The sequence below is a fragment of the Massilia sp. TSP1-1-2 genome (genome assembly GCF_049896185.1).
Classification (GTDB): Bacteria; Pseudomonadota; Gammaproteobacteria; order Burkholderiales; family Burkholderiaceae_D; genus Telluria_A.
In genome coordinates this window covers 16342-30354 of the sequence record NZ_JAFCTU010000004.1, presented here as the reverse complement: position 1 = coordinate 30354, position 14013 = coordinate 16342, and the positions used below count along the sequence as shown (strand labels likewise).

The following is a 14013-nucleotide window of genomic DNA, read 5'->3' as shown; positions in this document are numbered from 1 at the left end:
TCGTGCAGTGCCCAAAAACCGGTAAAATTGGCGCCATGTGCGCAAACTATACCCCCAGCAAACGCGAAGCGTTCAGCCACCATTACGGGCTCGATCGCGGCATTTTCGACCATCCCGCCGAATCGTTTCCCGGCTATCTCGCGCCTGTCCTGCGCGAGTCGCGCGAGGTGGCAGGCAGCATGGAATGCATCCCGGCCGTGTTCGGCATGGTGCCGCACTGGGCCGAGATGAAGCTGTCGCGCCAGACCTACAATGCGCGCACCGAAACGGTGGCCACCAAGCCATCGTTTCGCAACGCATGGAAGCGCAATCAATTTTGCATTGTTCCTGCTGAAAATTTTTACGAACCTAATTATGAATCGGGCAAGCCGGTACGCTGGCGCATCGCCCACGCCGACGCGCGGCCGCTGAGCATTGCCGGGATCTGGGAGTGGAAGGCCAACGGGCCGGGCGACTTGCCGGTGCTATCGTTTTCGATGCTGACGATCAACGCGGACGGCCATTCCTTGATGAGCCAGTTTCACAAGCCGGGTGACGAGAAGCGCATGCTCGTGCTGTTGGAACCTGATCAGTACCAGGGCTGGCTGGAAGGGGCGCTGGTGAATGACCCGGCGGTCTACGCGCCTTATCCCGCAGAGCGGCTGATTGCCGTGGCCGACCCGATGCCGCCGCGCGGCAAGGTGAAAGATGCGCAACCGTCGCTGGATCTGAAGGCTGCATAAGGGGCCAAACCAACGGCGAGCAAAGCTGCTGCATGGCGTGTTGTCCTACAACGCGCCCTCTCCTGCGCCTATTCCGCCGATGTTTCCTCTGGCCTACTATGGATGCTCTTATTCAAAGAGGTCCACCATGTCAAACCATGAGCAATCGATTGGCGCAGAAAACAATCAACCGGTTGACGGTATCGCGGGCAGCAATCCTGGCACCCAGCAGCCGAGCGGCGCGCACGTGGATGCCGGCAACGCCGGTGCAGATGCCGGGCAGTGCCGGGAAATCGCCCCCGAGTCGCCACGCGGCCAGAATGGCGTCGGCGCTGTCCGGCCCTCCGGCATTACCGGCGTGATGGGTTCGGTCAAGCGCGCCCGCCATATGCTCGCCGGCCAGGTCGACCATATCGGCTGGGCAAGTCACTACAACGGTTCGCTGTCGCGCGCTGGCCAGCGCATCAGCGTCAAGGTCGGCTGCGGCTCGCCAGGCGCACGCGCCGCCTGAAGATTAATTAACTGTCGACCGTCATCTGGTAGGTGACGCGCTCGGCTTCTTCCTCGCGCGCGAGCGCAATTTCGCGCATCACGGCGCCCACATCGGCCGGCACATCGGGCAGCGCGACGATGCCCGTCAAGGGCGTCTCGGGCGTCAGCAAACCCGCCTCGTACAAATGCCATATCTCCTTGCCGTACTGGCTGGCTGCCAGTTCCGGCACCGTGGCCGAGAAGAACGTTGCCAGATTCGTTACATCGCGATCCAGCATCGACGCGGCAACGCTGCTGCCGGCCGCATCGATAGCCTGCGGCAAGTCGATGATGACCGGCCCTTCCGCATCCACCAAAATATTGTATTCGGACAAGTCACCGTGGATGACTCCGGCGCACAGCATCAGCACCACCTGGCGCAGCAAGGCTTTGTGATACGCCAGCGCCAGTTCGCGCGTCAATTCGACGTCGTTCAGGCGCGGCGCGGCATTGCCGTCGGCCCCGGTCACCAGTTCCATCAGTAGCACACCCTCAAAGCAGACGAAAGGCGTCGGCACGCGCACGCCCGCCGCCGCCAGCCGGTACAAGGCTTCGACTTCCGCGTTTTGCCACACCTCCTCGGCCATCTTGCGTCCGTATTTGGTGCCCTTCTCCATCGCCCGCGCCTGGCGGCTGTTCTTCACGCGCCGCCCTTCCTGGTAAGCGACCGCCTGGTGAAAGCTGCGCTTGTCCGCTTCCTTGTAGACCTTGGCGCAGCGGATATCGTCGCCGCAGCGCACGACATAGACGGTCGCTTCCTTGCCGCTCATCAGTTGACGCATGACCTCATCGATCAAGCCTTCTTCGACCAGCGGGACAATTCGTTTAGGGGTTTTCAATGGGGGGAACTCAGTTGATGAATAGCACGAGCCGAAGTGTATGAGAAAAGCACCCGATTGGCAATCGAGTTCATTGTATAAATGTTAATATAGACACCATTCCAACCGAGCGCAGCAGCTATCCCATGACCTCACTTTACTACCGCCCTTCCGGCCGTTTTTCGCCCACGCTCTTGCCGCGCCTTGTCGTGACGTCGCTGGTGGCCGTGCTGTTCGCATGGCTGTACGCGTATGGCGCGCTGCATTTTCACGCGATCATCCGGTTTTTTGCGCCGCTAATATTTACCGTGATTATGATCGGCTCCGGCGTGTTCCGCTGCAAACAAGCGGACGTGCGCAATCCCGTGCTGATGTTTTGCCTGGCCTTATTGCTGACCATGTTTGCATGGTACTGCCACTGGGCGTTCTGGGCCGCACTGTCCGCGCCGGTCGGAAAAGATGCATGGCAAAGCGCCATGGATTACCTGGGCAACCCGGCAGCCTTGTTCGCCGTCGCGAGCGCGCCGCAGCGCTGGACGGGCGCCAACCTCGCCGGCGCCATCGCCGAATTTGCCATGTTCGTCATCTTGCCGGCCTTTATGGCCCGCAGTGCGGCGCGCGAGCCGTTCTGCGAAACCAGCAAGACGTGGGTCAAGGAAGAAAAACCAGCGGGCCGCTTTGGCCCGATTGCCGACGCCGACACGGCGCAGTTTATCCGTGCGCTGGAAGCCGATCCGGATCGCTTTCTGGAGTTACTGCCGCCGTATTCGACCGGGACGGCGCACTACACCAGCCTGGGCATCTATTTGGCGCCAGGCGGCAAGGATGCATGGCTCACGATCCGCAAAGAAAAAGTGAAATTTGTCGATGGCAAGCCAAACAACACCTGGAAGGAAATGGTGACGCATGTGCGCATTTCCCCGGCGAGCGCGCAGCAGGCCCGAATTGCCGGCGCCGTCGAAGTGGACAACGTTCAGGAAGCGCCGACCCCGGTTGAACTGGAAGCAGCACTGGCCGCCATGCAAGCCGGCCAGTTTGAAAAGGCGCTGGCAGGGGCAAGCGGTTTCACGGGCGCTGCCGATATTGCGCTGCGTACCGACGCCAACCGCCTGTGCGCGATCAGCTGCTCGCAGCTTGCCAAGTGGCCGCAGGCCGCCGCCTATTTTGAAGCGGTGTTCGCCACCGAGCGCAGTGCGCACAACGCCTTGCAGGTAGCAACGAGCACAGTCATGGCGGGCGCGCTGGCACAAGGCGAGCGATGGTTTGCAACGGCCAAAGCGGTCAATGAAGAGACGGGTGACGTGAGTTCCATCCTCCTGCATACCAACTTCATCAGCGCACTGAAACAAGCAGGCTTTATGACCGCGGCGCTGCCCTACATGGAATGGGTGAAGCAAGTGTATGAAGCGGCCCACAGCACCGACGCAACCTTCCTGACGCTGCGCGGCGTGCCGTTCTTCGAATCGTTCCTGGACCAGAGCGCGCCGGTGGTGGATGCGGCCATGAGTGGCGCGCAGGCTAACGCGTGGTATGCGTCCATGCTGGCGCATATCGACCAGGACGGGCAGGACACGCTCAATGCATGGCTGGGGCAGCGGGCCGCGACGGAATAGCCTCCCAGGCCCTGCCTCTCACGGATACATGAACGACTTCACCAGCGTCAGCTCCCCCGCCGCCCGCAGCGGCACCCTGAACATCTGCTGGCGTTCATTGGACGTATTCTCGTTGGCGATGATCGTCACCTGCGCGATCGTCACCAGCTCCTTGGTCTCGCCGCTGCCGAAATAATTCACATACACGTGATACATCCCCTTGGCCGGCGCCGGACTGGAAAAAATCTCCGGCCCATAGCCGGTCGTCACGTCCACGTCGAGCGCGCCGCCATTGTTCATCACGCGCTGGCCGTACCAGGCGTGCTGGCCATCGGGCGCGATCACGTGCAGGTCAATGTCGGTGCCGGGACTGTCCCACGACAGCACCACGCGCAAGCGCGCCTGCGTCTTGCCCGCATACGACTCGATGAACTGGCCGCGCGCGCGCGACTGCCCGTCGGGCGAGCGCACTTCGACGCTGTTCGAATTGCGCCCGAATGCGTACGGCCGCTCGTAGCGGCCCTTCTCATCGAGCTCGATCGGCATCGGCACGCCGTTCACGATCAGCAGACCGGGCTTGCCCTTGGCCGCTCCTGCAATGCGGCCGCGAATCTGGGCGCTTGCGCTCTGGCCGTCCTGCATATTGACCGACGCGGCGGGATAGTTCACGCGCTGCGTGTACTGCTCCTGCTGGCCGGCCGAGTTGCGCCAGCCGTTCACCGGCGCCTCGATCCTGGTCTGGGCCAGCGCCGATTGGGACAGCAGCAGGGCGGGGATCAACAGTATTTTCATGATTGCTTTCGGCGTCAGCGACGCGAGTCCAGGTTCACATCGACCAGCCGGCGCGCCAGCTGTTCGACCAGTGTTTCGTCCTGCCCGCGCGGATGGTTGCGCAGGCCCAGGTGTAAAAATTCGTGCGCCAGCGTGATGCGGTCTTCCCGGGTCACCAAGCCGCGCACGAAAATCCGGTTGCGCGACTGCTCCGAGAACGGCATCCCGGCCGCCAGCTGGCACACTGCGGGCAGCTGCGGCGGCGTTTCATACCCCGCTTCGCGGCGCAATGCGCGCTCCCAGCGCGGCACCTCGCGCGCCAGCCACGCTTCGGCGCCGGCCAGGCGCGTGCACTGCAGCGCACCCACGCCGCCCAGCGTGCCAAGTTCGGCGCGCGGATAGGCGGCGGCCAAAATCTCGTCGAAGCGGCGTCCCTGGCGCGCCTGCTCCAGCGCGGCTGACCACGCCATAGTATCCTTGCCCGGCGTCGTCGAGTGGTAGCGCACGTTGACGCCGGCCAGCACCAGCTGATCGGTCCACTGCGCCACCGCGCGCGCCGCGGCCGTGGCCGGATTGGGACTGACCCGCTGCGTGGCGCTGCTGTCGGCAATGCGCTGGCAGCCATCCTTCCACGTCGCGTTTTGCTGCAGGTAGGTGCGAATGGCAACGGCCAGCGCCCGCGCCGCCTGCGGCTCGGCGGCGCTGCCTTCGCGGTCAATCACGCGCGCCACGTATTCGTTCACGCCAAAGCGGCCGCTGACCTGGGCGCGTCCGTGCGCGTCGCGCCCCAGCGCCAGCTCGCCCTGGCTAAACAGCGCCAGGCTGCGGCCATTTTCAAACTGCACCACGTAACGCCCGTTGAGCGAACCCGGTACAGCTGCCACGCCGCCCGCTTCCACGCGCTTGAGCGGATAGCGCGCAAAATAGTCGACCAGCACGCAACCGGCATCACGCGCCGGCGCCGACGCCGGCAGCACCGCCGCCAGGCGCGGCGCCCACTTCTGCAAGACGCTGTTGCTGGTTCCCGCACCGCCAAACCACACCGGCGTGCCGTCGGCCAGCCAGCCGGCCGCGCCCCCAAAGCGCTCGGTCGGTCGCTTGGCCTCGTGCCATGAAAATGTCTTGACCCGCAAGCGCGCGCCGAACCAGCCAACCGTGCTCACGCCGCGCGCACCCAGCACCACGCGCAGCAGCGCGGCTTGCGCCTCGACCCGGCCGGCCGCCGGCACGCTGGCCAGCGCTTGCAGCAGGCTGCGCAGCGTCACCAGGCGCTCGGGCGTCAGGCGCGCCGGGTCGGCCAGCCAGTCGGTTTCGCCGCTCGGGGCGTGGCCCAGCCGCTCGGTCCAGTAGTCGCGCCACGGACGGCGCGCCAGCATCAGGCGCGCGGGCGCGAAGAACAAGCCGCACGACTGCGCCAGCGCCGCGTCGCGCGCGATGCTGCCGCCCTTGTCGCAGCAATACACTTCTTCATGCGGCGCTTTGCCGGTGCATGTGTAGTCCGGCGTGGGCAGTTTGCGCTCCACCGCGTGCACGTACACGAACAGCTTCCACAGGCTCCCCAGCGGCACCAGGCGGGCGCCGTCAAAGGCTTGCGCGCGGCTGCTGCCGTCTTCGTTGATGCGCCGCGCCGTCAGCGCGCCCGCCTGCCACCACGCCAAGTCGAGCGTGTCCGCGCACGCGGCGGGGGCGTGGGCACAGGCGAACCAGGCCAGCGCCAGCAAAAGCGAAGCGCGCATCGCTTTACTCCACGCGCATGCTGCGCACGGTCTTGCCTTCGTTTTCCAGCGCTTTTTTGTCGGGCTGGTACATGCGGTAAAAACGCGCCGGCGGCAGTACGTACTTGCCCTTTTGCGAAAAGCGCACCAGGTGGCGCACGCGCTGCGGCTCGCTCAGGGAGTCCACCGGCACCGAATAGCCGTCGCGCCGTTCGGCATGGCTGGCGCGTTCCAGCGACTCTTTCTCGCCCAGCAGCTTGATGCCCCAGGTGCCCGCTTCCACCGACGCGCCAGGCGGCAGTGGCACGTCGAGCATGCCGAAGAAGTAGCTGGCTTTCGCGCTCGGCGTGAGTGTGATTTCGTCCAGATACAGCGCATCGGTGCGCAGCGCGTCGCCGTCCTTGACCAGCGTGCCCTTGTAGCCGTCCGGCTCCTGCGTGAGCAGCAGCAGGCGGCGCGCCACCTGCACCGGCAGCGCGTGCACTTCGGTCACGCTGCTTTCATAGCGCACTGTCGCCACCGCACCCGCTGGTGCGGCTTCGGCCAGTTGCAGCTGCTTTGGCCCGCCTGCGGCGCCCCGCCACTGCCATAACTGCTGGCCGAACATGCTGGTGTTTTCAAGCCAGGTACCGGACGGTTTGAGCGCCAGCGACCGTGCGGTGCGCGGCGAGGCAAGCTTTTTCTGGATCCAGACCAGCGTCATGGCGCGATCGATCGTCGGCATGTCGGACCGCACGGCGCCCAGGATGGCGTCCGCTGACGTGACGGGCGCCTGCCCGGCCAGCATCAGCAGCGCCTGCGGCATGGGCGCGGGATGGGCCTGCAGCGTCGCTACGGCGGCGGCCACGGCGCCTTGCAGCTCGGGCGCAAGCGGCTGCTCGGCCTTGCTGGAGACCACCGACAGCAGCACCAGCGTGAGCGCGTTGGCGTTGGCGTCTTGCGGCGCCATCAGCATGCTGCTGGTCGGCGCCAGCGGCGCGCTCTTGCCGGCCAAATTCATCTTTGCCAGTTCGTCGGCCAGGCCGGAAGCGAGCGTCTTGACCGGCAAACCCATCTCCTGCGCCATCCACAGCGTCAGTGCGCGGTGCAGCAAGGGCTCCTTGATGCCATTCTTGGTATACACGGTCAGCAGGTTTTGCCAGTGCTCGGCCGGCAGTACAATGCCCAGTGCGCGCGCCGCATACCAGTCGCCGTAATAAGCGTAGGCAGTCATCAAGGCATTGCCTTCGGCGGCATTGCCCCACCAGCCAAAGACGGCGGCGGGACCGGCCATCGATACCAGGCGAAGGCGTTCGGACTGCAGCGCGTTTTGCAGGCGGTCGCGCATCGGATCGGCGTCAAGGCCCACGCTTTGCAGCGCCAGCGCCAGCGGTATCAGGCGGCTGGCGGTTTGCTCCACGCCGCCATACGGATAGTCGATCAGGTCGTCTGCGATGCGGGCAAAGTGATTGGCCCCGCCCTGCGCGAAGGCGACGCGGATATTGCGCGCGTCGGCCGGCAAGGCCAGCGCGGCGACGGCGCCGTTCAAGGGCAGTTCCAGCGAGCGCGGACTGTTCCAGCCTTGCGGCAAAAACTCGATCTGGGTGTCGAGCATGTCGACCACGACGGCGCCCCGCTTGACTTCGAGGTGCATCGGTCCGCCGCCGCGCGTCAATGCAAAGTTGATGTAATTGACGCCGCGCCTGGCGTGGGTCTTCTGGGTTTCCACGACGCCGCCGCCACTCAAGGTCACTTCCAGGTCTTGCTCGCCTGCGGTCTGGTTGAACAGCGCGATGGCAGCTTGCGGCGTGTCGCCGGCGCGCAGCCAGGTTGGTGCGGTCCACTTGGCGTAGAAGTTCTTCTCGGAGCGCACGTACCCGGTGCGCTGGCCCACGCGGCCCTGCGCATCCATCGCGCGCCCCGTGATGCGCCAGCGCGTGAGCGAATCGGGCATCTTGAAGCTGACCTGCACGCGGCCGGAGGCGTCGGTCTTCAGGCTTGGCGCCCACAAGGCCGTGTCGATATTGTCGCGCCGCGGGCGCTCAAGCACTTTTACGCCGCGTTCATTGTAGTTGTGGCGCGCCGGTGCGCCGGCGGTGCGCCCGGCAGCCAGGTCGTAGCTGATGAACGACAGGCTGGCCGTGGTGCGCACGTTGTTGCGGCGCGGGTGGTAGAAAAAGTCGCCGATGTCCGGCGCAATCTCCGGCTGCAGCACGTAAATCATTTCGTCCACCACGCCCAGCGCAACCAGAGTCGAGACGGGTTTGCCGTCAAGCTGCGCGGTGACGTCGAGCGTGACCTTTTCGCCCGGCTGGTAGACTTCCTTGTCGGTCTTGAAGGTAAGCGCGATGCGCGGTTCGATGATCTGCAAGCCCGCGTTCTGGAACACGAAGTCGCCCTGGCGCGTGTACGCCACCGAGAACGTGATGTTCGGCCCGTACTCGTCCTTGACCGGGATTTTTACGCGCCACTGGTTGGGCGCCACGCGCTTGGGCACGATCCAGTCGGCGCCGCCGCCCAGCAGGCCCACCTGCTCCACCTTGTCGCGCTCGAGCGTGAGCAAAGCCTGGTCCACCGGGTCCGAGAACGTGATCAAGGCTTCGGCCGTTTCGCCGGCGCGATAGCGTTCGCGGTCAAGCACGATCTCGATGCTGCCCGGCGTGCCTTTCAAGCCCTCGCCCGCCACCCAGTGGCTGGTGGAGGCAACCATGGTGCCGTTGGCGTCGCGCAGGCTGATCTGGTATGACCCGGGCGCGGCAAAGGGCAGGTCCCAGGTGGCTTTGCTGCCGTCGAAAGAACCTTCTGTCTTTGTCTTTTTCTCAAGAAGAATCATCTCCCACTTCACGGGTTTTGGCCCAGGAACGCCTTCCGGCGTCACGCTAAAGCGCACGGTCTGCCCGGGCGTTGAAAAGCGCGTCTGCGTGCTCAGGCGATACTGGCTGGCCGAGCGCTCGATCAGCAGTTCCTTGGTGCCCTTGACGCGAAAGGCCGCGCCGTCGGAGGCGAGCGCCGTCAGAATGTAGCGCGACGGCTCCTTCGCCTCGGGCAGCGTAAAGTCCACATTGCCGCTGCCGTCGGTGTCGAGCTCTTCGCTCTTCATCTCGACTGGGAAGGCGCCGGAATAAAACAGTTCACCTTCGACCATGCTGTTTTGCTGCGCGCGCAGCGTCAGCGCCACGCTGGCGTTGGCCACCGGCTTGCCGTCCGGGTAGCGCAGTTCGATGCGTCCCTTGACCTTTTCACCCGTCTTGAAGTCGGTCTTGGCCGGTACGATGTTCATTTCAAAGTGCGGCTTGACATATTCGGCCACCCGGAAGGCGGCGCCGTATGGCGTTTCGCGGTAGGTAAAGCGCAGCTCATAACCGCCAGCGGTGGCAATGGCGGGCAGCTTGAAGCGCGCCTCGGCGCCGGTGTCAGCGTTCAGTTGCAGCGTTTGCGTCAGCAAAGGCGTGCCGTTCGGGTCGAACACGGTCAGCACCAGGGGGGACGCCGCAGCGCTTTGCGACACGCGCGCGCTGGTAAATTCACGCGCGATGAACTTGACGTTGACGACGTCGTCAGGCCGATACAGCGGACGGTCGGTCACCGCGTAGATCTTGGTGTTATAGATTTCGCTGTCGTAATAAAAATTCTCGGACACGAACACGCCGCCCTTGCTGTCTTCGCCCATCACGTAGGTGTGTTCGGGACTGCCGCGCTCAAGGCTGGCGACGCCGTTGGCGGCCGTGCGGCCCGACTGCAACACGCCGCTGCCGTCGGTCCACGACACGTCCACGCCCGGCACCACGGCGCCGTTGTCGCGGCGCGCGGTCCACACCAGCATTTGCTGCGACGAGACCTTGGTCACGGCCATGGTGTCGGACACGAAAACCAGCGTGGTGGCGCGGTGTTCGCCGATGATCGCTTCCACCAGGTACAGGCCCGGTGCGCGTTTGCCGACCGGTATCATCAAATTGCCGGCGCCGGCCACGGTCCATTCGCTGCTCGAGCCTTCCAGCTTGACTTCTTTCGGCGCCTTGATCGGTTCGGCCTGCCACAGCGGATAGCGGAACTGCTCGACCAGCTCAAAACCCTTGAGCGGCTTGAACTGGCGCTGGTTCTTGAAAACGGTAGGACGGCGGATCGCTTCATTGGTCGCCAGCGCGGGTTGCGCATCGGTGACGGCCAGGCGCGCTTCGGCCGTAAACAGCCGGCGCCATGCCAGACGCGATTTTTTCCACCAGCTGTCCCACAGCATGGAGAGGGCATTCATCAAGCCTTCGCCCTGGTAGTTGGCAGTGACGTCGACGCGGTGCAGGTTGCGCTGCTTTTTCAAAAATTCAAGCGGCTGCGGCACGCGGTAGACCATGATGTCGACGCCGCCGTAGCTGGCAAGGCCGGCGCGCGCATTGTCGCGGCCTGGCACTTCAAGGCGCACGCGCGCCACGTCGGCGCTGCCATAGGCCGCGTCCGAGAGTAGGAAGAACGGCTCGCCCTTGAACGGCGTGTAATTGCTGGCGTCTGGCTCGCGCGCCGGCTCGGGCGCGAATGCCTTTTCAGCCGCCGGCGGCGGCTGTTGGGCCGGTTGCGCGTGCGCCGGCGGCATGGCCGCCACCAGTGCGGCCAGCAGCAGGACGCTTGAGAAGATACGGTTCATACGAGGGTTCATGATCAAGTTCATGATAAAAACGCGAGCCGGAATATGCCGGCGAAGTTGGGATTGTCGACCGCTGGTTGCCACCGCGTGTCCTTCCAGGTTTTAAGTTGTTGAACGCCCACGGAGCGCAGTCCGTTGTCGATGGATGTCACGGTGCCGGTGTGGTACGCGATGCGCGACCCCATCCACACCATCAAGTGTTGTTCGTCGCCCTGATCGAAAAACAGCAGGTCGCCCGGCTGCGCCTGCGTCAGTTCGCGCGCGATGAAGCGGCTGTTGTGGTGCACCAGCGCCAGCGCCGAGACGTAATTGCCGACCGCGCCGCCGGTCTGCACCCAGCGGTTGCGCAGTGTTGCCTGCAGCGGCGTGAGTTCCAGTTCGGGCGGCAGCTGGCGGTCCGTGCCGATGCCGTTTGCGCGCAGCCATCTGGCGTCGTGCACGGTGAGCGCTTCGTTCACTGCAAAGCGCACCAGGCCGGCGCAGTCGCGGTGCTGCCAGCGCGGCGACGGGCCCCGCTCGACCTGGGCGCTGACGATGCGCAGCATCCAGGCCTGGAAGGCGCGCGTTTGCGCCTGGTCCAGGCGCACGCTGGCATCGGGCGCGCCGGTCAGCGCGCGTGCATGCGGCAGCGCGGCGCAAGCGGCCAGCGCCAGCAGCATGCGGCGACGGTGCGTCAATCCGGTCACCGGTCCAGCGCTTGCCACTCGACGCTCTGCCACGCGGCGCCGCTTTTCGGCAGCGACTTGAGCACCAGGCGGTAGGGCGGATATTTTTTCAATGCGTCCAGGCGCGGCACCAGGTGCACGTCGGCGGCGGCGCGCAGTACCGGTTCGCGGCTGGTCGGCAGCGCGTCGAAGGTCTCCTTGCGGATCAGGTCCGACAGCGACGATGGCGCAATCAGGCCGACGGTACGGCTGGCGTCGTCGAGCCGGTCGGCAATGGCCGGCGACTGTTTGCGGCCCACGGCCAGCGCCAGCTCCACCAGTGCGGCGTCCGGCGAAAACAGCACCGTCTGGCCCTTGATGGCGAGTGTCGGCGTTTGCTCGCCGATGGGGGTGGTCACGGCGCGCTGCCACAGTGTTTCGCCGCTCTTGCCCGCGCGCTTGCTGACGGCGCCGGCGGCCACGTTGCCCACCGCTGCCGTGTAGAGCGCACCGAGCAGCTCGTCGCCGGAGGCGCCCGGCTTGCGGGTGGCCACGATCAGCGGCGTGTACAGGCGCGAGCTGCCGTACCAGCAGACGGCGGCCGGGCCGCTCAGCTGCTCGCCCAGTTTGGACAGATCGGCGTTGGCTTTGTCGCCCACGCGCTTGAAGACCGGCGCCATCGCGGCCCAGTCGGCCGGCAGCGCAAAGCAGGCGGCCGGGTTATGCGGCAGCATCGGCCACAGCGCCTTGTTGTCATAGCCGCCGCTTTGCAGGCGCGCCGCGTCGACCAGGGCCTGCGTGCTCCAGTGGCCTTTGCTGAAGTCGAAGCGCAGCGCCGCCAGCGCGCCAAAAAACGGCTGGTAGCCGAAGGATAAAAAATCGGCCTTGACGGCGACGCTGTGCCCGCTAGGTGCCTGGCCGTCGAGGTGGAACTGCTGGCGCAAGGCCTGGTTTTTCTTGGGGTCTTCTTCGAGCATGTTGGCGACGACGTCGACGGCCTTGCTGTCGGCGTCCTTGCCGTCGGCGCCGCTGTACAGCATGCCCGGGTGCGACAGGATCACCAGGCGCTTGCCGTGCGCGGCAAACAGCAGCGTGCGGTTGGCGCCGTAGGCGAGCGCGTAGACCGGCACCTTGTCGCCGTCGACCTTGAGGCTGCCGGCCACCGTCATCTGGCTGTCCTTGAGCGCGATCTTGCCGCTTTCTTCGAGCAGGCGGGTAAAGCTGCTGCGCGAGACTGCAATGGCGAAGTGCTTGAGCGAGCCGTCGGCGTCGCGCCACAGGGCCACGTCGGCCGGTTCGTCGAGCACCATGCGGATCAGCTGGTCGCCCCACAGCAGTTCATGTTCGTAGGCGATGCGGCGCAGCGCGCCGCTGATGCCGAGTCGGTCTTCATTTTGCTCGTAGTAGAACAAAAAATCTTCGCGCAGCACGTCGCGCGCGAGCGGAATGGTCAGCAGGTCCTTGGGCAGCGACGACAAGCTCTTGGTGACGATCATGGCGTCGGGGCTGGACAGGTCCAGGTGCAGGCCGCTGACCTTGCCCATGCCCTTCCAGCCGAAGACGGCGTAGGCTGCGATCGCGGTGACACAGACGACGCCGCCGGCGGCGATAATTCCCAGCTTTTTCTTGTTCATTGTCTTTGGTGGCTACCCGTTGCAAGTTTCTGACATGATAGCCCAATGTATATATTTGCTAAGATTTTATTTCTGCAACTTTTCATTTTGCGACCTATTCACCACAGAAATGATTTAATATTTGACAATATTACTCAGCCCATCAGGCAAGCCAAATGAACCGTCGGATTTGCCTTCGCACCGGCCAAGCTCACCACGTATATGAGCAAGGTTCACTTTAGCTCGTTCAAATCAACTCTCGTAGGGCGGATGCCAATCCGCCATGCATAGGTGCTGCAACTTTCATGGCGGATTGCATCCGCCCTACAGGCCGTGACTCGTAGGGCGGATGCCAATCCGCCATGCACAGTTGCCGCAACTCTCATGGCGGATTGCATCCGCCCTACGGGCCGTGACTCTCATACGGCGGATGCATTCCGCCATGCACAGGTGCCGCAAGACAGGCGGCGTGGCCGTCGTCAAGTACATGCAGGAAAGTGAGTTGATGGAACTGAAGGATGGGAATGACGAGCCGGCGGGAACGCAATCAAGTCGCTCGACAGCCAGGTCGCGTGAGCACGGCTTGCCAGTGCTACTGCAAGGGAAAAATAAAGCAGCCGGGCACCTGCAGCGTCGATCAGTGCCCGGCTGCCAGCGCTTATTTCTTTTTATCGTCTTTCATCATGTCTTTGTGCTTTGCAGTCATTTCTTTGTGCATCGCTTCCATGTCCTTCATGTCTACGCTTCCGGCACTGTTCTTCTTCATTTTGTCCCACATCATTTCGTGGTGCTTCATGAATTCATCCTTGGAGATCATGCCGTCGCTATTGGCGTCCATCATTTTCATCCCGCCCTCACCCTTGAGGTGATGGTCGGCAAAGGCCGAACCACTGGCGGCGATCAGGATTGCTGCGGAAAACAAGATTACTTTTTTCATCTTACCCCCTTCGTGCAAGCCATTGCTCTCACAATGCGACAGGATGTCTGGCCATGGTGGCAACGGTGACGATAGT

The 14013-nt window shown here is 64.2% G+C and carries 10 protein-coding genes; 3 read left to right on the top strand and 7 right to left on the bottom strand.

Going from position 1 to position 14013, the window contains the following annotated elements:
- Positions 1 to 35: 35 nt before the first annotated feature.
- Positions 36 to 722, top strand: a complete 687-nt coding sequence (locus tag ACP7BV_RS04535) for an SOS response-associated peptidase (RefSeq protein WP_426101958.1) — start codon at positions 36 to 38, stop codon at positions 720 to 722.
- A 127-nt stretch (positions 723 to 849) separates the two neighbouring features.
- Positions 850 to 1212 (top strand): hypothetical protein, encoded by a 363-nt coding sequence (locus ACP7BV_RS04530; protein WP_426101956.1) that lies wholly within the window; start codon positions 850 to 852, stop codon positions 1210 to 1212.
- A gap of 7 nt (positions 1213 to 1219) precedes the next feature.
- Here ACP7BV_RS04530 and ACP7BV_RS04525 read toward each other — a convergent pair whose 3' ends face one another.
- Complete coding sequence (locus ACP7BV_RS04525) at positions 1220 to 2071, bottom strand: PA4780 family RIO1-like protein kinase (protein WP_426101954.1); 852 nt, start codon at positions 2069 to 2071, stop codon at positions 1220 to 1222.
- Positions 2072 to 2196: 125 nt separating this feature from the next.
- Here ACP7BV_RS04525 and ACP7BV_RS04520 point away from each other — a divergent pair, with 125 nt between their 5' ends.
- On the top strand, positions 2197 to 3663 hold the full coding sequence (locus ACP7BV_RS04520; protein WP_426101952.1) for a hypothetical protein: 1467 nt from the start codon (positions 2197 to 2199) through the stop codon (positions 3661 to 3663).
- Between the two features lie 18 nt (positions 3664 to 3681).
- Here the strand turns inward: ACP7BV_RS04520 and ACP7BV_RS04515 are convergent, their stop codons facing one another.
- From ACP7BV_RS04515 to ACP7BV_RS04490, 6 genes are all read right to left on the bottom strand, one after another.
- Entirely contained in the window at positions 3682 to 4434 is a 753-nt protein-coding gene (locus ACP7BV_RS04515; RefSeq protein ID WP_426101950.1) for a YfaP family protein, read from the bottom strand.
- 14 nt (positions 4435 to 4448) lie between these two features.
- Positions 4449 to 6149: a DUF2300 domain-containing protein gene (locus ACP7BV_RS04510; RefSeq protein WP_426101948.1), complete on the bottom strand. Its 1701-nt coding sequence runs from the start codon at positions 6147 to 6149 to the stop codon at positions 4449 to 4451.
- Positions 6150 to 6153: 4 nt separating this feature from the next.
- A complete protein-coding gene (locus ACP7BV_RS04505) occupies positions 6154 to 10743 on the bottom strand; it encodes an alpha-2-macroglobulin family protein (protein WP_426101946.1) in 4590 nt (1529 codons plus the stop codon).
- 20 nt (positions 10744 to 10763) lie between these two features.
- Positions 10764 to 11402 carry a DUF1175 family protein gene (locus ACP7BV_RS04500; protein WP_426102331.1) on the bottom strand — a complete coding sequence of 213 codons (639 nt, stop codon included), beginning with the start codon at positions 11400 to 11402 and terminating at the stop codon, positions 10764 to 10766.
- Between the two features lie 23 nt (positions 11403 to 11425).
- Positions 11426 to 13021: a DUF2138 family protein gene (locus ACP7BV_RS04495; RefSeq protein WP_426101944.1), complete on the bottom strand. Its 1596-nt coding sequence runs from the start codon at positions 13019 to 13021 to the stop codon at positions 11426 to 11428.
- 637 nt (positions 13022 to 13658) lie between these two features.
- Positions 13659 to 13937 carry a hypothetical protein gene (locus ACP7BV_RS04490; protein ID WP_426101942.1) on the bottom strand — a complete coding sequence of 93 codons (279 nt, stop codon included), beginning with the start codon at positions 13935 to 13937 and terminating at the stop codon, positions 13659 to 13661.
- Positions 13938 to 14013 lie beyond the last annotated feature (76 nt).

Bases quoted from the DNA above. Each gene is read 5' to 3' on its own strand.
- ACP7BV_RS04535 (WP_426101958.1), top strand. From the start codon at position 36: ATGTGCGCAAACTATACCCCCAGCAAACGCGAAGCGTTCAGCCACCAT.
- ACP7BV_RS04515 (WP_426101950.1), bottom strand. From the start codon at position 4,434: ATGAAAATACTGTTGATCCCCGCCCTGCTGCTGTCCCAATCGGCGCTG.
- ACP7BV_RS04530 (WP_426101956.1), top strand. From the start codon at position 850: ATGTCAAACCATGAGCAATCGATTGGCGCAGAAAACAATCAACCGGTT.
- ACP7BV_RS04505 (WP_426101946.1), bottom strand. From the start codon at position 10,743: ATGAACCGTATCTTCTCAAGCGTCCTGCTGCTGGCCGCACTGGTGGCG.
- ACP7BV_RS04500 (WP_426102331.1), bottom strand. From the start codon at position 11,402: ATGCTGCTGGCGCTGGCCGCTTGCGCCGCGCTGCCGCATGCACGCGCG.
- ACP7BV_RS04490 (WP_426101942.1), bottom strand. From the start codon at position 13,937: ATGAAAAAAGTAATCTTGTTTTCCGCAGCAATCCTGATCGCCGCCAGT.
- ACP7BV_RS04510 (WP_426101948.1), bottom strand. From the start codon at position 6,149: ATGCGCGCTTCGCTTTTGCTGGCGCTGGCCTGGTTCGCCTGTGCCCAC.
- ACP7BV_RS04495 (WP_426101944.1), bottom strand. From the start codon at position 13,021: ATGAACAAGAAAAAGCTGGGAATTATCGCCGCCGGCGGCGTCGTCTGT.
- ACP7BV_RS04520 (WP_426101952.1), top strand. From the start codon at position 2,197: ATGACCTCACTTTACTACCGCCCTTCCGGCCGTTTTTCGCCCACGCTC.